Origin of the sequence: Pseudoalteromonas neustonica (assembly GCF_001653135.1) — a bacterium.
In the GTDB taxonomy this organism is placed as follows: domain Bacteria; phylum Pseudomonadota; class Gammaproteobacteria; order Enterobacterales; family Alteromonadaceae; genus Pseudoalteromonas; species Pseudoalteromonas neustonica.
Map to the genome: position 1 here is coordinate 266800 of NZ_BDDS01000005.1, position 24933 is coordinate 291732.

The window sequence follows — 24933 nt, forward strand, 5'->3', positions numbered from 1 at the left end:
AATTGCCGTTTTAACTAATTAAATCTTAAACTTAGATAATTGACCCATGCTCCAAATGAAGGCTATTTCAGAGAGTCTAAATTGTTTTTCTAGTTGAATGCCTGAGTGCAATCCATCAGCTCTTTGGCTCAACGCTATTAGATAGTCTGAAGTATTGATGTCTCCAGCCTCCCAACGAGCGTTTAGCAACCTCGCGCTATTATCAATTCGGTTTTGCATAAGGTTTTGCCATCGCTGATAGTATTTTTTACTGATCATGAGGGATTCATAGTTGGCCTGAGCTTCAAAAGAGCATTTTCGATAAATGGATTGGAAATAAGCTTCCGCAGCAACGGCTTCTGAATATGCCGCTTTAGTAGCATCGGAATAGTTATTTCTGATATTCAAAGGCATAGAGAATGTTAAGCCAACGATATTATCGTCACTATTTTTTCCTGCGCTAATCCCTATGGTGGGATTAGCTTTATTCTCAATGGTTGTTAGTTGTGCTTTAGCTTGTTGCTCTTTCCATTTTGCTTTAGCGAATTGTACTTGGGGGTGTTGTTCAATCCATTCAGCTTTGTATGAATAGTTTTCAACATCGAAATCAATAGAGATTTTACTGGCTAACTCTGGTGTCCAATCAGGCAGCAGCTCTTTAACTTTAACCTCAGCATTTTTTAGCTCGATTTGATCTTCAGCTATTTCACTAAAAACTTGAGACAAGTTTAAGTAAACCAGCTCAGCATCTAGAGGCTCAAGTATTCCCGCCTTTTGTTTGTCTTCCACAATACTAAGTAAGGTTTGCAGTTGACTTTCTCTCTCCGTAGATAGCTGTGCAGTATCTTTCGCTGATTGCCAATTTGTCAAAGCAATTAACGCATCGGCCTTTTTTGAATCGATTAAATTCAATAAGTGCTGCTGGCTGGCATAAAGAGTTATCTCGCCAATTGACGTATTGGCAGAGCGTTTATCCCAAAAATCAATGGTCTGACTCAAACCGATTGAATAGTTATTAAAATCACCTTCTTTCTCAAAACTTGCGTCAAGCTCAGGGTTATATATTGCCTGAGTTAAGCTTTTTGCATGATGATTGCTTGCGATTAACAACTCTCTTGCTTCAATTATTTCGGGATCTTTATTTATTTGTGTGTCTAACCACGACTCACTTTTTTGCTTGCTGTAAGCGGCATATGAAATACTTACAAGCAGGCAGAATGACAGGCAAGTGCCTGTATTTTTTATATATTTATACATAAGACTTCTTAAATTTTAAGTATTAATCATCTCTCATTTACCGATTTTTAATCGATAAATGGACGGATATAAATTTAGAAATTTAAGAAATAGGAGGGCGTAATATAGCGTCTAAAAATTCTTTTGTTTGATCGAATTGATAAGGTATTAGGTTGTTGTTATATAACTTTGTTGCACTATTTGAATTGCTAATTAATATCCAAGATAAGTGGCTGCCGCTACAATGACCACAATGATGACAATCCTTGATATCATGAGGTTCATCATCAGCGTTTTCATTTAAAATATCGCGATCAACTTTATGGTCATGTTGAGTTTGCAGGTGCTCTACATCGATTTGATGATTCTCAGAAGTTGCAGACGCAATAGAGCTTATCGATTGTAGAACAATCGAAAGAACTAATATTATCCTTAAAGCAACAGTGAAATTCAAAATAGACACCCATAAAATTGTGAGATAAAACTATAACAAGAAGCGACAGTTGAGACTAGCTCTATGTTTCTTTTTCATGCTCATCTCTGCAAGTTTCTTTGGGAAACTCAAACTCAATGGTTGTATGAGACAAATGATATTCTGAAAGTTCAATTGCGATAGTTTGTTTTAATGCCACGAGTTCATTCACACTTGAGTTTTTAGATAACTCCAAATGAGCTGTTAGTACATGACTTTCTCCGTCTAACGACCAAAAGTGCATGTGATGAACCCCATTAACTTCAGGTAATTGAATTAAAGTTTGTTTGATATTTTGTTGAGTTTCTTCATCTGGTGCGGCTTGAAGAAACAAAACAAGTGTAGATTTTAGATTTCTGAAAACATTAAATAAGATAAATAATGTAAAACCAATTGATAGCAGTGGGTCTAGTATTGGCAGTTCTACAAATAACAATACAATTGAAACAATTAGAACAGCGACCCAACCGAAAACATCTTCTAGTAAATGCCAAGTTAGTACTTTTTCATTTAAAGTTTCACCAGCTTTTAATTTGAATACGGCATATCCATTGACGGCAACACCGAGTATCGCAAGCCCTAACATTCCTTCAACCACAGGCATTTCAGGGTTAGATAACCTTGGAATTGCTTCAAACAACACCCAAATTGAACCAATTACTAACACAACGCCATTTACCAATGCCCCGAACAGTGTAAGTCGGCGGTAACCATAGCTGTATTTATCTGGCGCTGCTTTGTTTGAAAAACGACTTAATATCCATGCAAAGCCAATCGATAAACTATCTCCTAAGTCATGCACCGCATCAGCCATAATAGCGGTACTGTTGGTGAGCCAACCACCAATAAATTCGATGATCGTAAAGGTAACATTCAGAAAAAATGCCCAACCAATTCTGTCGTCTGTTCCATGTTGATGACTATGACTATGACTATGACTATGACTATGCATTTTGTACCTCCAGCGCTTTATTTTTTCTTAGATTAGTGACATTGAAATTTATTAGGTGGCGGATCACTTTTTGATACATCCAGCGTTTGACTCCAGACAAATTAGTGCCTTTTTCAAGGTAAAACTCATCAGGGGAATTATAAAGTCCAAAGTCGTCGTGAATCCCTTCTTTTTGAATATATGTGTCGGTTCCGCGCCAATCTGTATCTGGTGATGAAAAACATTTTGTTGCAACACCATAACCACAGAAATTGTCTTTTATTTGATTAAACTTTTGCTGTATTGAAGTGAGATATTGATTATCTAAAATAAAGCCCTCTAAATTGATCCAACGTCCTTCAAAGTAAACTTCAACCCAACTGTGAATAATGTATTTGGGCGCTAACCAAAAGACATAGGTAGGAATAGCTCCTTTTTGTAATTGCTGATCTATTGTAAACCCGTGAAATCGGCACTGAATTCCTAATCCACGTAATAAGGCCATTAAAAGGTTGCCCTTAGTGTTGCATTGCCCGTATCCGTCAGATAAAACTTCACTTGCGGAAATATCGTCGCTTTCGTTATAGCCAAATAGTATTTCGTCTTTTACAAACTGATAAGCAGTGCCAATCTTGTTGTAGTCATCAAGCTCATGCCATTTTCGCTCTGTTATTAATGATTGGATAGTGGGGTGTTCAAAATTGACTATCTCAGTTTTTTTAAGATATTCTTGATTCATAAGAGCTTCCTTACCTTGAATTGCAGCAGGTTGATTGTTTATTTTTTATCTGATACTTCAGATGTATATTGAGCCGATACTAATTCTTGTTTGGCATCCGTTAATATCATGTAAGCGCCTCGAAGAATTAACATTGAAATGATGCTAGCAATAACAATATCAGGCCAGCGTTGTTCTAGCACCATGACAAGTATGCCAGCGAATACGACACCAAGGTTTGCGATCACATCATTAGCTGAAAATATCCAGCTAGCCCTCATATGCACTTCATCATTGTTGTGTTTTCGTATAAGCATCAAACAAATGACATTAGCGATTAAAGCCACAGAACCAACTCCAATCATAAACCAAGAATGAGGCTCACTTTCTCCAACTATTCGTCTAGCTATATCGAGAAAAATTAGAACCCCTAACCCCAATTGGAAATAACCACTAACTAATGCTGCATTAGCTTTATGTTGGATTGACTTCCCCACGGCATATAAGGCAATGGCATAGACGATAGCATCAGCTAGCATATCTAACGAATCAGCAATTAATGCGGTTGATTCAGATAACCAACCTAAACCAATTTCAAATACAAACATCGTGGCATTTATAGCTAAAAGCCAATAAAGCACTGTTTTTTGTTGGTCATCTTTTAATTCTACTTCACAGCCACAACCGCTCATTTTTTAACTCCGCCTTACTTGTATAATTCAAGTGTAAAACCTATAGTAACTATAGAGTCAAGTTTAAAAAGGAAATATTATGAAAATAGGTGAATTATCGAAAACATCCGGTTGTTCTATACAAACTATTAGATTCTATGAAAAAGAAGGATTACTTTCTGATCCAGAGCGTACAGAAGGTAACTTCAGGTTGTATGACGTTACCGCTTTGAAGCAATTAGAATTCGTAAAACATTGTCGCAGTCTCGATATCTCTCTTATAGATATTAAACGTCTTATCGACCTAAAAAATAAACCAGAGGAAAGTTGCTCAAGTGTAAATGCGCTGATTGCGCAACAATTAGCTTTGGTAAATAAACGCATGAAAGAATTAAAAGCCTTAAAAAACGAATTACAACAAATGGCTAGTACGTGTAATTCTGATAATACCATTGAAGGGTGTGGGATAATTAAGTCATTAGATAGCTAAAGTGATGTATAAAAGACTCTTTTTTAACTCACCTTGATTATTGATACAGGCTAATTAATAGTTATTTTCTTACCCACACGAACAGATTTGAGTTCCCCGACAAACTCTCTCAACTAACAATACAGATTTGTCGCTAGTATCGTGAGCACCTAACGTGACCATTTTGAGTCTATGAGACATTAAATTAATGTCATTAAGGACGTATTGTTTATCAATAAGCGAGCATACTCCTTCGCTGTATATCAATACCTTTGACGGGGATGTATATGCATTTACAAGATAAACGAGTCAGAATTAGAGATGTATCAACCATGTGCACTGGTATAACTTTTGACTACTAACCGTCAAATGAGATTATGAATGCTACATGTACCCCTTTGAAAAAACTGACGATAATCAAATATTCATAAATGTTTACACAGTATCAATTTACTTAGTCGAAAATTTACATTAGTATTGGAGTTGTGTATTTGTAAGAGAATTTTATGTCTAAAGCATTTTCAAAAGTCTTAGTAATAACGTTTATGCTGGTTGCCTTTGTAGGGCAAGCATTTGCGTATTCTGCTATGTCTTGCGAAATGTCGTCAGGTTCTCACGAGTCACACATGAACATGGATCATTCCAAGATGAGTCATCATGAAGGAATGAACCACGGTGAAATGAATAAAAGCAGCAATGGTCAAACAGAAGATTGTTGTGATGTTGAATGTGTTTGTCCTGCAAATGCTTGTTCATCTACTACAGTCCTAAATTCCAGTATTGATTCGACAGATATTCAAATATTGAGTGAATCTGTAGCTGCTCTGCAATCTAAACAACCTCATTCAATTTCCACTTCCCTTTATCGTCCACCGATTTTTGCCTAATACAGGATTAGTGCGCCCAAATTTCGCGCACATGTAATAAATTTTTCTGTTAGTCAATATAGCGTAGTAGCGCTATAGATATTTTCCAGCGATGTCTGGGGGCAAAAATGATCAATAAGTATTTAAAAATAGCAGTAGTAATGCTGCTTTCACCTGCGTTTGCAAACGCCAACGAACATAACCATGCACACAATAACGACGTAACACCTTTGGAGTTAATCGTTTATAAAACCCCTACTTGTGGGTGTTGTAAAAAATGGATAACTCATATTGAAGACAAAGGGATCGTTGCGCATTCCAAAGATTTCCGAAACATCGGCAACATCAAAACTAAGTATGGTATCAAACCTAATTACCGTTCATGCCACACGGCAGTGAGTAGAAATGGATTTGCCTTTGAAGGTCATATACCTGCTAAATTTATTCAGCAGTTCTTATCAGAAGAACATCCCAATGCGATTGGGCTTTCAGTTCCAGCAATGCCAGTTGGCTCTCCCGGTATGGAAGTCGATGACCGCTTTATGCCATACAACGTGTTAATTCTATTTAAAGATGGAACGAGCAAAGTCTATGCAAAAGTTAAGACATACGAGGAGCAATTCTAATGAAATTGAACTCTTCAAACCTTACTTCACTTTCAACTGCATTAATACTCGGCTTATCTGTATTCTCAGCTCAAGCTGAGAAAGTAGTGTCGCTTGAACAAGCTATCACCTTAGCTCAGCAAAATGATCCTTGGCTTCATGGTAGCCGATTGAAACAAAGTGCAGTTGAAAATAGAAGTATTGCTTCAGGTACTTTGCCTGATCCGAAAGTATCGCTAGGGATAATGAATTTACCAACAGATACTTGGGATTTAGATCAGGAAGGAATGACTCAGCTAAAGGTTGGCGTCTCTCAAATGTTTCCGAGAGGCGACAGTCTAGAGATCAAGAAAGACCAGTTACAAATTGAGTCCACGAAATTTCCACTGTTACGAGAGGATCGTAAAGCTAAGTTGAAAAGCCAAGTGTCACAACTTTGGTTAGATGCTTACTTAGCCCAACAAACTATTAAATTGATTGAAGATGATTGGTCTCTCTTTGAGCAGATGGCGGAAGTGGCTAAAGCTAGCTATTCAAACGTTGTTGGTAAAACTAGACAGCAAGATGTTATTCGTGCTCAGTTGGAAATCGTGCAGTTAGATGACAGATTAACTTCGCAAAAGCAGAAACTAGAAACGACAATCGCTCGTCTCAATGAGTGGCTTCATATTTACGATGCGGATCGTTTGAATGAATCATTCAACTTTGACGCGCAACCATTAGAGTTTAGGGTTTCTAAAAAGTTACCTGCAATTACTCTGAATAATCCAACAGTCCTAAAAGCATCTAATTACTCAAGAAATCTATTGGCTCAGGAGCTTTCGAATCACCCAGCCATACTTGCAATTGATATAAAACGCAAAGCTTCAGAAAAAGGAATTGAGTTAGCCAAACAGCAATATGAGCCGCAATGGGGTGTTAATGCTAGTTATGCCTATCGCGACAATATGCCCTCTGGTGATAGCCGAGCTGATTTATTTTCTGTTGGGGTAACGTTTGATTTACCCTTGTTCACTGAGAATAGGCAAGATAAGCAAGTTGCAGCTTCTATTGCTGATTCAGAAGCTGTAAAAACCGAGAAATTATTGCTAACAAAACAAATGATCAGTGCGGTGGAAAAGGAGCTTAGACAGCTTAAACGTTTATCTGATAGACAATCTATTTATCAAAAACAACTCCTTAAACAAACTCATGACCAAGCGGAAGCGTCTTTGACGGCTTACACCAATGATGATGGTGATTTTGCCGAAGTTGTTCGTGCAAGAATCGCAGAATTAAACGCCAGAATATCAGCCTTAAGAATTGATGTTGACGCACTTAAAACAGTAGCTCGCATCAACTATTTCTTTGCGCATTCTCAATCTAACTCAAATGCTGAACATAAGCCAATGCACACTTCGCACAGAATGAATCAGCACTTTGGAGAAAAATAATGTCAACGAATACTAAAACACCAAATTTGAAACTAGTTGCCGCCATCATCATTGGAGCAGCACTAGGTGCTGGAGCATTGAGCTTATATCAAGGTGCAGGTTCAAACAGCAATGCTGATGAAGCAACATTAGCAGAGAAAAAACCGCTGTATTGGGTTGCACCGATGGATTCTAATTACCGCCGGGACAAGCCCGGTAAGTCGCCTATGGGTATGGATTTAATTCCTGTGTATGAGGAGGAATCATCTGGTGATGACTTTGGCCCCGGAGCCGTAAAAATCGCGCCTCATGTAGTGAATAATCTTGGGGTTCGCACTGCTCCTGTTGAGCTTAAAAATATGCATACTGAAATCTCAACCGTAGGTTACGTTCAATATGATGAAGATAAGCTAATTCATATCCACCCACGTGTTGATGGTTGGATTGAAAAGCTCTACGTCAAAGCAGCAGGTAATCCTGTAGAGAAAGAGCAACCTCTTTACACGCTTTATTCTCCTCAGTTAGTTAATGCGCAAGAAGAGCTGTTAATAGCGTTAAAACGCAATAATAGCTCTTTAATTTCAGCAGCCAAAGATCGCCTTAAAGCGTTACAGCTTTCAGCAGACTTTGTTCAAAAGCTAGAAAAGACACGAAAGGTTCAGCAAACAATCACTTTTTACTCACCACAAGCAGGTGTTGTTGATGGTTTGAAGATTAGGGAAGGTTTTTATGTAAAACCGGGAAACACCTTATTAAGCATTGGTCAGTTAGATCAAGTTTGGGTTGAAGCAGAAGTGTTTGAACGTGATGCGGCTTTGATTAAAGAAGGATTGCCAGTATCAATGACTCTGGATTATTTACCGGGTGAGGACTGGGCTGGTGTTGTTGATTATGTCTATCCAACGTTGAACAGTAAAACTCGTACTCTTAGAGTGCGATTGAAATTCGACAACACAGATTACCAGCTAAAACCAAACATGTTTGCACAAGTCTCTATTCACGCTAATCAATCTGATAGCACGATACTCGTACCTAAAGAAGCCGTCATTCGCACAGGTAAACAAGACAGAGTTGTACTTGCCTTGGGGGATGGGCAATTTAAGTCTATCGAAGTGACGATTGGCCGGGTTGATATCGACAGCATCGAAATATTAGACGGCTTAAATGAAGATGACGTTGTGGTGACATCAGCTCAGTTCTTGATTGATTCTGAATCAAGTAAAAGCTCTGACTTTAAACGAATGACTCATGATGAAGTGCCTAACTCTGTTTGGATGCAAGGTGATGTTAATAGTGTTATGGCAGGACACCGTATGGTTAATATTTCGCATGGCCCTGCTGAAGCTTGGGACTGGCCTGAGATGGTTATGGATTTTACTGTGGCTGAAAAAGTCGATATTGACTCATTAAAGTCTGGGCAATCTTTGCACTTTGAAGTGAGTAAAACCGAAGATGGTGGATATGAAATTACTGGAATTCATATCATGAGTGAGCCTGCTGATATGAGTGAAGAAGTATCTTTGGCAACGGTATCTGGTCTTATTAATGACATTAACATTGATATGCGAACATTGAATATTAGCCGAGGGCCAATAGAGAAATGGGATAGACCTGCTGCGACGATGGATTTTATCGTCGCGGACAATATAGAAATAGTTGATTTCAATGTTGGTGATAATGTCACTTTCACTTTTGAGGTTAGAGATGACTTAGTTATCACTGAAATCTCTCTTGAATCAGATGAACAACACGGCAAGGAAAATAAAGCTGCTGTTGATCATTCTAATCATTAAGTGGGGGAAAAATAATGATTGAATCAATTATTAGATGGTCTATCGGCAATCGCTTCTTTGTTTTGTTGATTACCTTAATTGTCGCGTTTGGTGGTTTGTACTCATTACAAAAAACGCCAGTAGATGCACTCCCAGATCTTTCTGATGTGCAGGTGATAATTAAGACGAGCTATCCGGGACAGGCACCACAAGTAGTGCAAGATCAAGTGACGTTTCCCCTTACTACAGCGATGTTGTCAGTACCGGGAGCGCAAACTGTTCGTGGTTACTCATTTTTTGGTGATTCCTACGTCTATATCATTTTTGATGATGATACTGATTTGTATTGGGCTAGAAGCAGAGTACTTGAATACTTAAGCCAAGTAGCATCAAGCCTGCCTGATTCAGCAAAGCCTCAATTAGGACCTGATGCAACAGGTGTGGGCTGGGTATACATTTATGCTTTAACAGATAAGTCTGGAAACCATGACCTAAGCCAATTAAGAAGTATTCAAGATTGGTTTTTAAAGTATGAACTACAAACTGTTCCGGGCGTGTCTGAGGTTTCCGCCGTTGGCGGTATGGTTAAGCAATATCAGGTACAAGTCGATCCAGATAAGTTAAGAGCTTATAACGTGCCGTTAAGTCATATCCAAATGGCACTTAAACGAGGCAATAAAGAAACTGGCGCATCTGTTGTGGAAATGGCGGAAGCTGAATACATGGTTACTGCTACGGGATATATTCAATCAGTTGGAGACATAGAGAAAATTCCACTTGGTATTAACGAACAAGGCACGCCATTGCGTATTGGTGATGTTGCTACCGTTAATTTAGGGCCTCAAATGCGCCGTGGTATAGCAGAGCTTAATGGTGAAGGCGAAGTTGTTGGTGGTGTTGTCGTTATGCGTTTTGGTGAGAATGCCCAACAAACCATAAACGGTGTAAAAGAAAAACTTGAATCGCTTAAATCTTCTCTACCAGAGGGGGTGGAGATTGTCCCTGTTTATGACAGATCGAAGTTAATAGATCGTGCTGTTGATAACCTTTGGAGCAAGTTGCTAGAGGAGCTTGCAGTCGTTGCTATTGTCTGTGTTGCTTTCCTATTTCATCTTCGATCATCAATTGTAGCTGTTGTCACTCTGCCATTAGGTATATTGGTGTCGTTCATCATCATGTATATGCAAGGCATCAATGCCAACATTATGTCTTTAGGTGGTATCGCTATTGCGATCGGTGCGATGACTGATGGCGCAATAGTGATGATTGAAAATATGCATAAGCATATGGAAAAAACACCGCTAACAGATGAAAACCGTTGGCAAATAGTAGCTAAGGCTGCGAGTGAAGTAGGTCCTGCTTTATTTTTTAGCTTGCTGATCATTACAGTCTCATTCTTACCCGTTTTTATCTTGGAAGCGCAGGAAGGCAGAATGTTTTCACCGCTTGCCTATACTAAAACCTATGCAATGGCTGCATCAGCAGGCTTGGCGATCACATTGGTGCCTGTTTTGATGGGCTACTTTATTCGAGGCAAAGTTGTTTCTGAAAAGAAAAACCCGTTAAACCGATTATTGATTGCTATCTACATGCCTGTTTTAAAGCAAGTGATGAAGTTTCCAAAATCGACAATAGTAGCAGCAATATTAGTGACTATCGTTGGCTTTTGGCCTGTAGATAAAATTGGTAGTGAATTCATTCCGCCATTGGATGAAGGCGATCTCATGTATATGCCTACTACCTATCCCGGTATTTCAATTGGTAAAGCAAGGGAGTTATTGCAGCAAACAGACAAGCTTATTCGCACTGTGCCAGAAGTTGAAACTGTATTTGGTAAAGTAGGAAGAGCTGAAACTGCAACCGATCCTGCACCTTTAACCATGATTGAAACCTTTATTCAGTTGAAGCCACAAGAACAGTGGCGAGAAGGTGTGACTACTGAATCGTTAAAAGCTGAGTTTGATAAATTGGTTAAGTTTCCGGGCTTAACAAATGCTTGGGTTATGCCAATCAAGACCCGAATCGACATGTTAGCTACAGGCATAAAAACTCCTGTGGGTATTAAAGTCGCCGGACCAGAGCTTGATGTGATTCAGGAAATCGGCCAACAAATAGAGCAAATTTTACCCGAAGTTACAGGCACAGCATCAGTTTACTCTGAGCGAGTTGCAGGTGGACGATATATCAAGGTTGATATTTCACGCGATAAGGCAAGTCGCTTTGGGTTAAATATCGAAGATGTTCAACAAGTGGTTTCTACAGCTATTGGTGGTATGAACGTTACCCAAACGGTAGAAGGTCAAGAGCGTTACCCTGTTAACTTACGTTATCCGCAGGATTATCGTGATTCTCCAGAGCAGCTTGCAAGGTTGCCAGTTGTAACACCAAATGGACAACGCATTGCACTAGGTGATGTCGCAGATATCCGAGTAGAAAATGGTCCGCCGGGGATTAAGAGTGAAAATGCTCGATTAAATGGCTGGACGTTTATCGATATAGACGGTGTTGACGTAGGTACTTATGTTGAAAGTGCAAAAATACACTTGGCTAATAATCTAAAACTACCAGCCGGTTATTCAATTACTTGGGCTGGGCAATACGAATATATGGAAAGAGCGAAAGAAAAGCTCACCTATGTATTGCCTTTAACACTCGCCATTATTGTTATTCTACTTTACTTAAACTTCAGAGCGTTTAGCGAAGTGGCTATCATCATCGTGACTTTGCCGATGGCAATGATTGGTGGCTTATGGTTGATGTATCTAGAAGGATTTAACTTCTCTGTGGCTGTTGGCGTGGGCTTTATTGCGCTGGCTGGTGTTGCTGTTGAGATTGGCGTGATAATGCTGGTTTATCTCAATCAAGCACTTGCTGAGCTGAAGGAAAAAGCCGAGGAGCGAGCAGAAGCCATCTCAGATGATGCCTACCAAGATGCATTATTGCAAGGTGCTGGTTTGCGTGTGCGTCCAGTAATGATGACGGTAGCCACAATCATTATCGGCTTAATGCCTATTTTATATGGTACAGGAACTGGCTCAGAGGTAATGAGTCGTATTGCTGCACCAATGGTAGGTGGCATGACAAGTGCTGTACTGCTAACTCTAATTGTGCTTCCAGCAATTTATTCAATCGTTAAAAAGCCTGAAGTAAATGCCTTTAACAAAGGACTGTCTAACTTGGAGCTAGATAATAATGCTTAGCAAAGTTAGAAAGTATCACAAATGGCTTATGGCATTTGTCGGAATACAACTTCTGTTCTGGTCTATAACTGGCGTGTATATGGTGACTATGGATATTCACTATATACATGGCGAGTCCTTAGCTAAGAGTGAGGAAGTCAAAATAGATTTAGCAAGAGTGGATTACTCCATTGCAGAACTTGCTGCTGATTACCCAGAAGCTAGCCAAGTCACGCTTACTCAAAGCATGGGCCGTCCCTTGTATTCTTTTATTAATGGAGATCAGGGGAAAGTAGCAATTGACGCTAAAACTGGGGCTGTTCGTCCACCTGTTGATGAAGTCAAAGCTAAAGAAATCGCGCAATACCATTACGCAATGAATCATGAAATCAACGGCATAAGGCTGATTCAATCAATCACAGATATGCCTGCTGAGTTATCTCCAAGACACTTACCCGTTTGGAGAGTAACGTTTGACCAATTCGCCACTCCGACATTTTATATCAGTCAACAAACAGGCGCACTTGTTGCCAAGCGACATGATTTCTGGAGGTTGTTTGATTGGATGTGGCGTTTCCACATTATGGATTATGATGATGGTGAAAATGTATCTAACTGGTTTTTGTTCTTGGTCGCAACTCTAGGTCTAATGGGCGCAATTACTGGCGCTGTATTGACTTATTATCGAGTGCTTTCCCCAAATAAAAAGGGAGTCATTTGATGCGACTATTTAAGTTGAATACTACGTTACACAAATGGCTTTCTTTATTTGTTGGTTTACAACTGCTTATTTGGTTGGGAACGGGTCTTTACTTCAATTTGATGGATCACAGTAAAGCCAGTGGTAATGAGCTTAGAGTTCATTCTCATCATGAAGGTAACATTACAGACTTTAGATTTATCCCTATTAAAGACATTACTAATGAAGCACCTCAAGAAGTAAAACTTATATGGATTTTACATCAGCCTTACTATCATTTTGTGTTCGATAAGGGCCAGCATAGCTACCAAGAACTTCACTCAAAGCTATTTGATGCTTTAACAGGAAAGCCATTTAACCTGTCTGAAGAACAAGTACTAACTTTGGCAAAAAACTCCTATTCAGGTGAGGGCAAGCTAACTACACCAGTGTTATCTCAGCCCCCATTTTCTGATCACGTAAGGCAACAAAATCCTATGTGGCAAGTTGTCGTTGAGGATGAGAATAATACAACTATTTATTTAGATAGTATTACAGGCCAAGTGCTTCGCCATGCCAATGATGATTTCAGGCTAAAAGATCTGATGATGAAGCTTCACTTTATGGACTATGGCAACTCTGGAGGGTTTAACCATTGGTTGATCATTGCATTTGCTTTTTCAACGCTATTACTTTCAGTTACTGGCGTAACTTGGCTGATACAGCAATATCAAAACGGTTTTCTGAAGCCTGTTTGGAGTAGCAACAAGCAAAAAGTGGCTGTGACCTTTTCCAATGAAAATACCATTACTGACATTTCAGCAACTGGTTACTCAACAGTATTAGAAGGATTAGCTAGTTCACATGTTTACCTTCCGTCAAGTTGTGGTGGAGGCGGTACATGTGGCAAATGCGTGTTCTTAAGTTCAACTCAATTACCTATCACACTTTCTGAGCAGGAACATTTATCAGATGAGCAGCTTAAGGAAGGCTATCGGTTAGGATGTCAGCACAGATTCTCTGAAATTAGCTCAATTGAAGTTAATACGGATCTCAATATTGAAAATCATGAGCTAGTTGTGGTTGCGACTAACTTCATTACTCCTTTTATCAAGGAAGTGAAATTTAAGCTGAAATCAGGCAAACAGTTGGCATTTAAAGCTGGTGCATATATGCAATTTGATGTGCCAGCAGGGATGAATAGCTTACGTCCAGATGATATGCCAGAGTGCTATGAAAAATACTGGGATAGCTACTATCATGGAAAATTTTCTCATAACGGTGTAACTCGCCACTACTCATTAGTTAACTTTGACGAGGAGTCTGATGAGTTAATGTTTAATATCCGTTGGCAGACCGCAAAGAATGGTTTTAAAGCAGGAATAGGTTCAAGTTATTTAGGTTCACTCCAAGTAGGTGAAACGATAACTGCAAAAGGCCCTTTTTCTGATTTTTATGCCACTTCAAATAAAAAAGTTAGTCGCGTGTTTATTGGTGCGGGTTCAGGACTTGCACCACTGAGGTCTATTATTTTTGAACAGTTGAAAAAGCATAAAGATAAAAGTGGTTTGACTCTTATCTATGGTGCGCGAACTGAAGATGACTTGCTATACCATAATGAATTGAAGTCACTGAGTGAGAAGCATAAAAACTTCTCTTATATTCCTACTCTTTCTAATCCTTCAGAAGAATGGCAAGGGCACTCAGGCTATGTTCAAAAAGTACTTCTGCCGTATATGAACCAAAAATCAGAACTGCTTTTGGCTGAGTTTTACTTGTGCGGTCCAGAAGCAATGATGAGTGAAGTGGAAAAAATAATTACAGATGCTGGGATTCCAAGTAATCAAATTTTCAAAGATAAATTTAGTCGTTAATCCATTAAATAAATAGAGGTATATATGAAAACATTAATTAAATTTTTAACCGTAATCAGTGTCGTTTTTAGTAGTGCGGTATTTGCGCATGTGCATCTTGAAAAAAGTGTGCCTGCTGATAATGCAATGCTAATGAATCCTCCAGAAGAGTTAACTTTGGTGTTCACCAAAGAGGTACGGGTTGTAAAAGTTTCATTGGCCAATAAACAAGGCGAAGAATTTAAATTTGGATTCGAGCCTTCTAAAGTCGCTACTAGCAAATTTACATGGAAACTACCTAAATTAGCTCCTGCAAACTATACTGTGGATGTAACCTTCTTAGGTAACGATGGTCATAAAATGAAACATAGCTTCGGCTTTATGGTTCACTAAAATAGGCGGTGTGATTGATATGGAAATGTATATCTGGAATACAGTCATTGTACTGTCAAAAATTGTATTTTACGTCGGCTTTGCCTGTATTGCTGGTTATACATTTTTCAGGCAAATATTTGAGAATAATGAATCTCATACTAATGCTGTAATAGCGAATTTAACGTGGACAAGAACTTATATAGTTATGGCTTTGATCGCTAATATTACTTGGTTCTTTGCCAGTACTGGTGCAATGGCAGAAGAGGGAATTCAGGGGGCGATAGACGCTGATATGTTGGCTATTATGTGGGACTCCTCTGTCGGCACTGGAGCTTTGCTTCGAGCGCTTGGGCTAGTTACCGCAATAATCGCTTTAGCTTTAAGGTTCAAACTCGCTGTGAACTCGTACTTAAAACAAAGCGCTTTAATGTTGAGTTTATTAATCCTTGCATACTCATTCACGTTACTGGGTCATATTTCTGAGTTAGGCACAATTGAAAAAGGCTTGCTTATTTTGCATGTGCTCGTTATGGCATGGTGGTTTGGGGCGTTATTGCCACTAAAACAGGCTTGCCATCAGCTAAGTTATGCAGAACTTCATTTGCTGATGGAAAGCTTTGGCAAACAAGCAAGTTTTACAGTGAGCCTATTGTTGGTAGCAGGCCTCTGGCTCGTGATTCAATTGGTCGGAAGTCTTGATGCACTAATAAGCTCAAGTTACGGACAAACACTGTTGTTTAAATTGGCCCTTGTAGTGTCTATTTTGGCACTTGCTGCTAAACATAAACTAATACTCGTTCCACAACTTAAAAATAGTCAAGGCAGAGAGGCTTTATCTAAATCTATCTCGATAGAAATGCTAGTAGCTTTTGCCATTTTATCTGTAACGGCTGGGCTTACTAGTGTTGTTGGCCCTGCAAATTAAAACCTAAAAGAGAGAATGAAAATGAAAACAATAAATATATTACTCGTTTTATTAATGACGTTTAGTTTCGCAGCAAACGCTCATGGTGATAAGAACAAAGACAAAGGTTTGTTTAAAGGTATAGATACCCCTGCCGCAAAAGTTGTTTTGGCATTTCATCAAGCACTTGAAACTGGCAATCAAAAACAGGCTAGAGCGCAGTTAGCGGATGATGTCACCATTTTCGAGGGAGGCCGCGTTGAAAGGAGCGCTGATGAATATGCTCATCATCATATGTTGTCGGATATGAAGTATTTAGCAGCGATGAAGAGCGACACACTTGAACATCAAGTGACGATACTTGGAAATACAGCTATCTCTGCCTCGCGTAGTCAAACTAAAGGTACTTACAATGGTGAAGAACGTGATTATCAAGGGATGGAAACAATGGTTCTCGAAAAGCAAAATGGTGAATGGAAGATTAAGCACATTCATTGGTCACATTAATTTATTGGTTAAATAACGGAGTACAAAATGAGAATTAAAAATCCATTACATCAAGTTTCTACGCCACGTAGACGCTTTGTACAAGGTGTAATTGCTGGCGGTGTATTAGCTGCTTTTCCAAGTGTTCTTCATGCAGCTTCATCTTTGATTGCTGGAACTTCAACAGGTACTGCGCCCGAACTAAGTGGAGAAGTAATAGATTTAGTGATAGATGAGTCACCCGTAAACTTCACAGGTGTTGTAAGAATGGCTACAACAATCAATGGCTCAATACCAGCTCCTACCTTGCGCCTCAGAGAAGGTGATGACGTTACTATCAGGGTAACTAATAAATTATCAGTGCCGAGTTCAATTCATTGGCATGGGATCATTCTTCCGTATCAAATGGATGGTGTACCGGGCATTAGCTTTAAAGGCATTATGCCTGGCGAAACGTTTGTTTATAAATTTAAGTTACAACAAAGCGGTACTTATTGGTATCACTCACACAGTGGCTTTCAAGAAATGACCGGTATGTATGGGGCGTTAATTATTGAGCCAAGAGAAAAGGATATTATTAGTGCTGACAATGAGCATGTCATCCTATTGTCTGATTGGACTGATGATGATCCTATGGAGTTATTCCGTAAATTAAAAATTCAGGGGGATGTGTTTAACTTTAATCAGCCCACTGTACCTGAGTTTTTTGATGACATAGCAACAAGCGGCGTTGCTAATGCACTTCAACGACGTGAAATGTGGAACCAGATGCGAATGAGTCCAACCGATTTAGCTGATTTATCGGCTTCGGCAATGACCTATTTAATGAATGGTACTGCGCCAATGGCTAATTGGCGTGGGCTGTTTAAAGCGGGCGAAAAAGTACGTTTAAGATTTATTAATGGCTCAAGTAACACCTTTTTTGATGTACGTATCCCAGAGTTAAAATTAACTGTGGTACAAGCAGATGGACAAAATGTTGAACCCGTTACCGTAGATGAGTTTCGCTTTGGTCCAGGTGAAACTTATGATGTACTTGTTGAGCCTAAAAATGACGCATACACAATTTTTGCACAAAGCATGGACCGCTCAGGTTATGCCAAAGGGACTTTGTCTGTCGCTGCTAATATTGATGCGCCAGTGCCTGCACTTGACCCAGTTGAGTGGTTAGCAATGCGGGATATGATGGGCAATATGGATCACTCTGCTATGCCTGGAATGGATCACAGCGCTATGGGCCACGCTAGCATGGACAAAACCAGTATGGATCAGGGGGCAATGGATCATAGCACAATGGACCACGGTGCAATGGCAATGGATCATAGCACAATGGACCACGGTGCAATGGCAATGGACCATAGTAAGCATAATATGGGTAAAAACCCACTGGCTGTTCCAAGTCAGAAAGTTCGCCACGCTAAAACAGAATATGGCGCCTCAATTGATATGCGCGTTGATACGCCACGCACAAACTTAGACGATCCTGGTGTTGGGCTGCGCAATAACGGCCGTCGAGTTTTAACACTTGCAGATTTACGCTCTCTTGATGGCATAGTTGACCACCAAGCACCCGAAGCCGAAATTGAGCTGCATTTAACCGGCAACATGGAACGCTACAGCTGGTCTTTTGATGGCTTAGAGTTTGGTAAAAGTACCCCTGTGCATATGAAGCATAATCAGCGGGTACGAGTTATTTTACAAAACGATACCATGATGACACACCCTATGCATTTACATGGTATGTGGAGCGACTTGGAGAACGATCAAGGCGATGTGTTAGTTCGCCGCCATACCATAATGGTACAGCCCGCCCAAAGAATTAGCTTTTTAACTACGCCACATGATGTTGGTCGTTGGGCTTGGCATTGTCATTTACTGTTTCATATGGATGCAGGTATGTTTAGAGAGGTGGTTGTATCATGAGAAATTTAACCTTATCAACAGTACTTACTAGTGCACTATTAATTAGCGCACCGTTATTGAGCCTGAATGTGTTTGCTCAAACTGAAATGGGCGACATGTCTGGCGATATGGCGGGCGATAAAATGCAGCCGCAAGGCGGCGATGCCCCTAAAAATGCTCGCGATCCACACGCTTATGCTAATGGCACAACCTTAACGCAAGGGCCATATGCTTTAGCAGATGGCGAGCGCTTAACCCTTGCAGATGAGTATAAGTTTTACGCTATTTTAGGTGATCGCCTTGAGTATAACGAACAAGCCGATGCTGCTGTTTTCGATTTACAAGCTTGGTACGGCACCACCTTTAATCGATTAGTGATAAAAACCGAGGGCGATGTTAGTTATGGCAAGCTTGAAGAAAATCAAACTGATATTTTATGGGGTCATGCAATTTCGGCTTATTGGGATACGCAAGTCGGTATTCGCTACGATTATTATAAAGAAGGCAAAAACCGTCAATGGTTAGCGTTTGGTATTCAAGGCTTAGCACCTTATTGGTTTGAGCTTGATATGACAGCGTATGTAGGTGAGAGCGGCAATACAGCATTTACAGCAGAAGCTGAATATGAGCTGCTTTTAACACAAAGGCTCATTATACAGCCTCGTGCTGAAATAACATTTTATGGTAAAGACGATGAACAAAATGAGCTAGGCAGTGGGCTATCTAGTACTGCTATTGGCGTTAGGGTTCGTTATGAATTTACTCGCCAATTTGCACCTTATGTAGGTGTAGAGTGGACTAATAAATTTGGTAGCACAGCAGATTACGCCAAGCTAAACGAGCAGAGCAGCAACGATACTGAGTTTGTTGCCGGTTTAAGATTTTGGTTTTAATACGAAGAAATAACTACATTGATTTAATGAGAGCTACCGCAATTATATTGATGGTAGCTTTTCATTTTGTCTGGGATTTAAACTATTTTGGTTATATTAGAACAGACATACCTAACGGCTTTTTCTGGAAAGAGCTAAGAGCAATAATTGTAAGTTTGTTCTTGTTTTCTGTTGGTGCCAGTCTGGTTTATTCCTATCAAGGTGGTATATCAGCGAAGAAATTAGCTTGGCGAACGGTTAAGATATCTAGTGCTGCGTTACTAGTGACTTTATCCTCACTATTTACCTTGCCAGAACATTGGATTTACTTTGGTATTTTACACTTCATAGCAGTTGCAACACTTCTATTAGTTTGGTTGGTGGGGAAACCTAAACTTGCTTTGCTGCTATCTTTATTTATTTTTAGCGCATACATAGCGATAGAAATACCGTGGAATTGGCCTTTTAGCTATATTGAACAATATATTTCAAAACATCCTAGTGACTTGGTTACTCTTTTTCCTTGGTTGGCTTTGCCCTTGCTCGGTATCTGGGCTGCAAATTTCCGAATCTTTCGTCTGGCTCCCGCCAATCAACATGCGATAAACCCTTATTTGACATTGCTTAGTCAACACTCTTTACTGATTTATTTACTTCACCAACCTTTGCTTTTTGCTGGCTTTAGCGCTATCGAATGGATCAATTGAATATGAAAGTCCTCTATTTCGGAAATAATCTCTTTTCAAACTGTTTAACATTTATGGTTAACCAAGGCTTTAGTGTTGAAGCTGTTTATATTAATGATGTAGAGGAAAACGCAAGTATCGTTAAACGAATTTGTGGCATACATAAGATAATGACACATTCTTTAAGACCGACTAAAGAAGAACTTGATGAATATATAAAATCTGGAGTAACTCTTTTTGTCGTTGCTGACTATGGATATAGACTGCCCATAACAGATATAAAATATGCCTTTAATATTCATCCCTCACTTTTACCTAAAGGTAGAGGCCCTACGCCATTAACTTACATTGTGGATCTACCAGAATTTGCAGGTGTAAGCATACACAAAATCACATATATGCTTGATGGCGGAGATATCTTACTCCAAGAACAATTTGAAGTAGGACAAAATGAATCCATTTCCTCCTTAATGGTGAAGTCAAGCTTACTTGCGGAATCTTTACTGCAAACCTTGTTAAATGATCTCGAAACTATCTATGAGAGTGCTACGCCACAACAAAAACGATTAGCTACTTATTGGAAGCAACCTAGTATAGAAAGGAGAATCATGTCGTGGCTCAATGATACTCAACAATTTAGGCAAGCAATACGTCAATATGGGCATTTTGGCATCTTAATAACAATTTATGAAGAGCTTTTTATTGTCAGCCAATTAGAGGTGGCCGATTTCAAACATGACTACAAGCTAGGCAGCATAATTTTTGAAGACCAAGCGCTGATTAGTGTGGCTATGAATGGTGGCTTTGCTGTTGTTTTTAAAAGTTCTATGGTGCTAGTAAACTCAGCAGTACTAGAGTAATTCGTATATTAAAAGTGTGTATAAAATGTTTTGAAGCAGACTTTAAGGGCTAGGTTAGAACGTAGGTTTTAGTTCAAAGGTTGATCAAGATCATAAAATTATTTTTATAAAGTGGCTAATATTGTAGGTGCTAAAGAAGGAATGATAATGTTTGGACTTTTCAGGTGGTTTAAAATAGTAATAATAACTGTGTTGCTTACGCAGCATGGCTTTGCGATTGCTAAACCAATGAATTGTGAAGAGCATCATAATGGCTCATCCGACACGCATATTATACAACCAAGCAAAAATATGCATCATCAATCAATGATTGACAATAGTCACTATCACACTGAAAATTCGCAAGATTCTAAAAACCGTCATGGTGATGAAGACTGTGAAAAATGTAAAGCTGGTGATTGTGTTTGTTGTGAAGGCGGTTTTTGTACAAGCTTTCATTTAAATGCCTATCTTGTGCAAGCGCAAGACGAAGGTATTTGCAATATTCATTCTGAGCTAATTCTACAGCGTACACCCCTACCAAAATCTGGTATCCATCTCTTACTTTATCGTCCACCAATTATTGGCTAATCACAGGATCAGTGCGTCTTTTTTTCGCCACTCCCATCAAAAATAGAATGACTTATTCATTGATTTAAATAATCAATTGTTTTGAACGATTAGTACGATATTTTGAAGGCACTATGAAAATGCTCAAGTTATTGCCATTTACAGTAATTAATACTGTCGATTTTGACCGAGATTTCTCTTTTACCAAAAAATTAGTTTTTAGCTTTTGCATTATTAATCACGAATAATCACTTGACCTGTGTCTTAGACACAGGTCTAAGCTGTAGGTGAGATTACAAACTTAGGTGAAGAACTAAGGAGTGAACATGAAAGTTGCAGAGCTGGCAAAAAGCCTTGGAACGACTGCTGATACGGTGCGCTATTACTCGCGATTGGGACTGTTAAAACCTGCCAAGTCAGTGAACGGCTACAAGTCATACTCGAATAAAGAAGTATCGAGACTTAAATTCATTTTAAGTGCCAGAAACCTTGGTTTTTCCGTTGTAGATATCAAGGAAATTATTAATGAATCTGAAGATGGTAAAAGTGCGTGCCCATTAGTCAGAAGCCTGATCAAAGAGCGGCTCGAAGAAACAGAAAAACAGTTTCAAGCAATGTTGGCACTTCGAGGAAAAATGTCTTCTGCGCTTTCTCGATGGGAAGAAATGGAAGACAAAGCACCGACTGCAAACATGGTTTGTCATCTCATCGAAAACTTTGAGCAAATTAAAAAAACATAGGAGGAAAAAGGGTGGCTACTAACACAAATATAAAAACTGAATCAGGCTGTTGCTGTCAGGCAAAAGCTCAATCCTCTTCGTGTAAAAGTAAGGAGAATACGTTGGAGAAAGTATCACATAACCAACAGCTTATCATTGAAGGCGCTGGGTGTGCTAGCTGTGTAGGCAAAATTGAAGGGGCATTAAATGCAACTCTTGGAGTCGTCAGTGCGGAAATGAATTTTGCTGATAGGACTGTAACAGTTTCTGGGACAGCTAAGACAGAAGAATTGGTCAAAGCTGTTGAGTCTGTGGGGTATAACGCGAAGCCAATTGATGATAGCTCAGCAACAGATGCGCTTGATGAGAAAGAGGCGGCGGATTTTGCATATTACAAAAAGCTAATGCGCGATACGTTTATTGCCCTTTCACTCGGCGTTCCTTTGATGATCTACAGCATTGTAGTTGGAGAAATGACGGTTGAAACAAACCTTGAACGAATTTCTTGGTTGGTTGTAGGCATTTTAACTTTTGGTGTTATGTATTTTTCAGGCAAGCATTTCTATGTAGGAGCATGGAAGAGCTTCAAAAATCATTCAGCCAATATGGACACCCTAATTGCTTTAGGAACAGGCACGGCTTGGTTGTATTCGATGGTTGTCGTGTTTGCACCTGACGCTGTTCCATTGATGGCACGGCATGTTTATTTTGAAGCTACCGCCATGATCATTGGCTTAATTGATTTAGGTTTAGCATTAGAAATCAAAGCCAGAGGTAAAACCTCTGAGGCCATTAAACGTCTTATCGGCTTGCAAGCCAAAACAGCAACCGTGGTTCGTGACAACAAAGAAGTTCAGATAGGTATTGAGCAGGTTTTATTTAACGATATTGTGAAGGTAAAACCGGGTGAAAAAATTCCCGTCGATGGCGTGGTATTGGAAGGACACACCTCTATTGATGAGTCCATGCTGACAGGCGAACCTATGCCTGCTGAAAAAGCTGAAGAAGATGAGGTTGTCGCAGGTACTTTGAACAAATCAGGCATGATTTTATTTAGAGCCACACGCGTTGGTAAAGACACGGCGCTTGCACAGATCATCAATATGGTGAAACGAGCACAAAATTCAAAACCGCCGATTGGCCGTTTGGCCGATGTTATTTCAGCTTTTTTCGTACCTGTCGTGATGATCACCTCTGTGTTAAGTGCGCTAGCATGGCTTAACTTTGGACCTGAGCCAGCCATTGCTTTTGCCATCGTTTCAGCAACTACTGTGCTTATTATTGCCTGCCCGTGTGCTTTAGGTTTGGCAACACCCATGTCTGTCATGGTGGGAGTAGGAAAAGCAGCAGAAGCCGGAGTGCTTATTCGCAACGGTGAGGCACTGCAAACCGCCTCTAAAATCACTGCCATGATTTTAGATAAAACGGGCACTATTACTGAAGGGGCACCTAAGGTAACCGATATTATTTTAGCAAAAGCTACTGACGAAAAAGACGTACTACAGCTTGCAGCAAGTTTAGAAAGCGGCTCAGAGCATCCTTTAGCGCAAGCGATTGTTGAAAGTGCGTTAGATCAGGATATTGAGTTACTAAAAATTGAAGCCTTTAACGCCATTACGGGTTTTGGTGTAGAAGCAAGCTGCAACAACAAAGCCCTGCTTTTCGGAAACGATAAACTAATGAAGTTAAAAGGCATAGACCTCACAGGCTTTGTTGAACAAGCACAGTCTTTAGCCAAAGAAGCCAAAACACCTATGTACTTTGCTGTAGATGGTGAACTTGCAGCAATCATTGCTGTTGCAGATCCTATCAAGTCAGACTCAATCTCTGCTATCAAACGGCTTCAGGCTAATGGTATACGCGTCATCATGTTAACGGGTGATAACAAGGAAACCGCTGCCGCCGTAGCTAAAAAAGTGGGTATTAGTGAGTTTCTTGCTGAAGTGCTGCCAGAAGATAAAGCCAACAAGGTGAAAGAGCTACAAGAAGGCGGCGAAATTGTTGGTATGACAGGAGATGGCATCAACGATGCTCCTGCGCTAGCGTTAGCCGATGTTGGCTTCGCCATAGGCACAGGGACTGATGTAGCTATCGAAAGTGCTGACATTACCCTAATGCGTGGTTCACTTCATGGCCTTGCTGATGCCATAGCGGTAAGCAAAGCTACTTTACGAAATATCAAACAAAACTTGTTTGGCGCGTTTGTCTATAACGTAGCCGGGATTCCTTTTGCTGCGGGGGTTCTATATCCCTTCTTTGGCATTCTGCTTAGCCCTGTAATTGCAGGTGCTGCAATGGCGTTTTCGTCATTGACTGTAGTGTCAAATGCAAATCGACTTCGCTTTTTTAAAGCAAAAGAGCATTAAGGAGAATCACAATGATGGTTATTAACTTATTAGGCTTAATGTTAATCGCGCTGATTGTTTGGTGGTTTTGGCTATATAAACCCAATAAAACAATCGTTCAAGGTAATGAAGTACTCATTGAAGTGAGGGATGGTGTGTATTCCCCATCCTCAATTCAGGTGTCTGCTAGCCAACCTGTCACTCTGAAGTTTATGCGCAAAGATCAATCCCCCTGCGCTGAAACAATGCTTATTCCTTCATTGGATATAAGCGAACAGCTTAAATTAAATGAAATTACTCAAATTACCCTATTGAACTTATCACCGGGAGAGCATGAGTTTCACTGTCAGATGCAAATGTATCGCGGTGTCTTAAAAGTCGTTTAGGAGGGCA

The 24933-nt window shown here is 39.7% G+C and carries 24 protein-coding genes; 19 read left to right on the top strand and 5 right to left on the bottom strand.

Going from position 1 to position 24933, the window contains the following annotated elements:
* Positions 1 to 18: 18 nt before the first annotated feature.
* The 5 genes from A7967_RS09950 to A7967_RS09970 form a co-directional block, all read right to left on the bottom strand.
* Positions 19 to 1236 (bottom strand): TolC family protein, encoded by a 1218-nt coding sequence (locus A7967_RS09950; protein ID WP_064435652.1) that lies wholly within the window; start codon positions 1234 to 1236, stop codon positions 19 to 21.
* Between the two features lie 82 nt (positions 1237 to 1318).
* On the bottom strand, positions 1319 to 1669 hold the full coding sequence (locus A7967_RS09955) for a hypothetical protein (protein WP_064435653.1): 351 nt from the start codon (positions 1667 to 1669) through the stop codon (positions 1319 to 1321).
* A 61-nt stretch (positions 1670 to 1730) separates the two neighbouring features.
* Positions 1731 to 2639 carry a cation diffusion facilitator family transporter gene (locus A7967_RS09960; RefSeq protein ID WP_064435654.1) on the bottom strand — a complete coding sequence of 303 codons (909 nt, stop codon included), beginning with the start codon at positions 2637 to 2639 and terminating at the stop codon, positions 1731 to 1733.
* Positions 2632 to 3357 (bottom strand): transglutaminase-like domain-containing protein, encoded by a 726-nt coding sequence (locus A7967_RS09965; protein WP_064435655.1) that lies wholly within the window; start codon positions 3355 to 3357, stop codon positions 2632 to 2634. The genes A7967_RS09960 and A7967_RS09965 overlap by 8 nt, the downstream gene beginning before the upstream one ends.
* A 38-nt stretch (positions 3358 to 3395) precedes the next feature.
* Positions 3396 to 4028 carry a cation efflux transmembrane domain-containing protein gene (locus A7967_RS09970; protein ID WP_064435656.1) on the bottom strand — a complete coding sequence of 211 codons (633 nt, stop codon included), beginning with the start codon at positions 4026 to 4028 and terminating at the stop codon, positions 3396 to 3398.
* 79 nt (positions 4029 to 4107) lie between these two features.
* Here A7967_RS09970 and cadR point away from each other — a divergent pair, with 79 nt between their 5' ends.
* From cadR to A7967_RS10065, 19 genes are all read left to right on the top strand, one after another.
* Positions 4108 to 4497, top strand: coding sequence for a Cd(II)/Pb(II)-responsive transcriptional regulator (cadR, locus tag A7967_RS09975; protein ID WP_064435657.1), 390 nt, complete (start codon positions 4108 to 4110; stop codon positions 4495 to 4497).
* 485 nt (positions 4498 to 4982) lie between these two features.
* Positions 4983 to 5363, top strand: coding sequence for a hypothetical protein (locus A7967_RS09980; RefSeq protein WP_064435658.1), 381 nt, complete (start codon positions 4983 to 4985; stop codon positions 5361 to 5363).
* Positions 5364 to 5470: 107 nt separating this feature from the next.
* Positions 5471 to 5968 carry a DUF411 domain-containing protein gene (locus A7967_RS09985; RefSeq protein ID WP_004589252.1) on the top strand — a complete coding sequence of 166 codons (498 nt, stop codon included), beginning with the start codon at positions 5471 to 5473 and terminating at the stop codon, positions 5966 to 5968.
* A complete protein-coding gene (locus tag A7967_RS09990) occupies positions 5968 to 7380 on the top strand; it encodes a TolC family protein (protein WP_064435659.1) in 1413 nt (470 codons plus the stop codon). The genes A7967_RS09985 and A7967_RS09990 overlap by 1 nt, the downstream gene beginning before the upstream one ends.
* Complete coding sequence (locus tag A7967_RS09995; RefSeq protein WP_064435660.1) at positions 7380 to 9152, top strand: efflux RND transporter periplasmic adaptor subunit; 1773 nt, start codon at positions 7380 to 7382, stop codon at positions 9150 to 9152. Before A7967_RS09990 ends, A7967_RS09995 begins: the two co-directional genes overlap by 1 nt.
* Before the next feature lie 14 nt (positions 9153 to 9166).
* On the top strand, positions 9167 to 12331 hold the full coding sequence (locus A7967_RS10000) for an efflux RND transporter permease subunit (protein ID WP_064435661.1): 3165 nt from the start codon (positions 9167 to 9169) through the stop codon (positions 12329 to 12331).
* 88 nt (positions 12332 to 12419) lie between these two features.
* Positions 12420 to 13031 carry a PepSY domain-containing protein gene (locus tag A7967_RS10005; protein WP_244507097.1) on the top strand — a complete coding sequence of 204 codons (612 nt, stop codon included), beginning with the start codon at positions 12420 to 12422 and terminating at the stop codon, positions 13029 to 13031.
* Positions 13031 to 14863 carry a 2Fe-2S iron-sulfur cluster-binding protein gene (locus tag A7967_RS10010; RefSeq protein WP_064435663.1) on the top strand — a complete coding sequence of 611 codons (1833 nt, stop codon included), beginning with the start codon at positions 13031 to 13033 and terminating at the stop codon, positions 14861 to 14863. Before A7967_RS10005 ends, A7967_RS10010 begins: the two co-directional genes overlap by 1 nt.
* Before the next feature lie 24 nt (positions 14864 to 14887).
* Complete coding sequence (locus A7967_RS10015; RefSeq protein WP_064435664.1) at positions 14888 to 15235, top strand: copper resistance CopC family protein; 348 nt, start codon at positions 14888 to 14890, stop codon at positions 15233 to 15235.
* A gap of 19 nt (positions 15236 to 15254) precedes the next feature.
* Positions 15255 to 16142: a CopD family protein gene (locus tag A7967_RS10020; RefSeq protein WP_024601999.1), complete on the top strand. Its 888-nt coding sequence runs from the start codon at positions 15255 to 15257 to the stop codon at positions 16140 to 16142.
* A 15-nt stretch (positions 16143 to 16157) separates the two neighbouring features.
* The gene (locus tag A7967_RS10025) at positions 16158 to 16628 is read left to right on the top strand and encodes a YybH family protein (RefSeq protein WP_064435665.1); all 471 of its coding nucleotides are present in this window, start codon (positions 16158 to 16160) and stop codon (positions 16626 to 16628) included.
* Between the two features lie 27 nt (positions 16629 to 16655).
* Complete coding sequence (locus A7967_RS10030) at positions 16656 to 18530, top strand: copper resistance system multicopper oxidase (protein ID WP_064435666.1); 1875 nt, start codon at positions 16656 to 16658, stop codon at positions 18528 to 18530.
* Positions 18527 to 19402, top strand: a complete 876-nt coding sequence (locus A7967_RS10035; RefSeq protein WP_008128029.1) for a copper resistance protein B — start codon at positions 18527 to 18529, stop codon at positions 19400 to 19402. Before A7967_RS10030 ends, A7967_RS10035 begins: the two co-directional genes overlap by 4 nt.
* On the top strand, positions 19393 to 20088 hold the full coding sequence (locus tag A7967_RS10040; RefSeq protein WP_259413530.1) for a heparan-alpha-glucosaminide N-acetyltransferase: 696 nt from the start codon (positions 19393 to 19395) through the stop codon (positions 20086 to 20088). Before A7967_RS10035 ends, A7967_RS10040 begins: the two co-directional genes overlap by 10 nt.
* A 2-nt stretch (positions 20089 to 20090) precedes the next feature.
* On the top strand, positions 20091 to 20927 hold the full coding sequence (locus A7967_RS10045; RefSeq protein ID WP_008109649.1) for a formyltransferase family protein: 837 nt from the start codon (positions 20091 to 20093) through the stop codon (positions 20925 to 20927).
* 147 nt (positions 20928 to 21074) lie between these two features.
* Complete coding sequence (locus A7967_RS10050; protein WP_036984768.1) at positions 21075 to 21497, top strand: hypothetical protein; 423 nt, start codon at positions 21075 to 21077, stop codon at positions 21495 to 21497.
* Positions 21498 to 21802: 305 nt separating this feature from the next.
* Positions 21803 to 22216 carry a MerR family transcriptional regulator gene (locus A7967_RS10055; protein ID WP_008109656.1) on the top strand — a complete coding sequence of 138 codons (414 nt, stop codon included), beginning with the start codon at positions 21803 to 21805 and terminating at the stop codon, positions 22214 to 22216.
* A gap of 101 nt (positions 22217 to 22317) precedes the next feature.
* Positions 22318 to 24561: a heavy metal translocating P-type ATPase gene (locus A7967_RS10060; RefSeq protein WP_008109658.1), complete on the top strand. Its 2244-nt coding sequence runs from the start codon at positions 22318 to 22320 to the stop codon at positions 24559 to 24561.
* A gap of 11 nt (positions 24562 to 24572) precedes the next feature.
* A complete protein-coding gene (locus A7967_RS10065; RefSeq protein WP_004589267.1) occupies positions 24573 to 24926 on the top strand; it encodes a cupredoxin domain-containing protein in 354 nt (117 codons plus the stop codon).
* Positions 24927 to 24933: the final 7 nt, after the last annotated feature.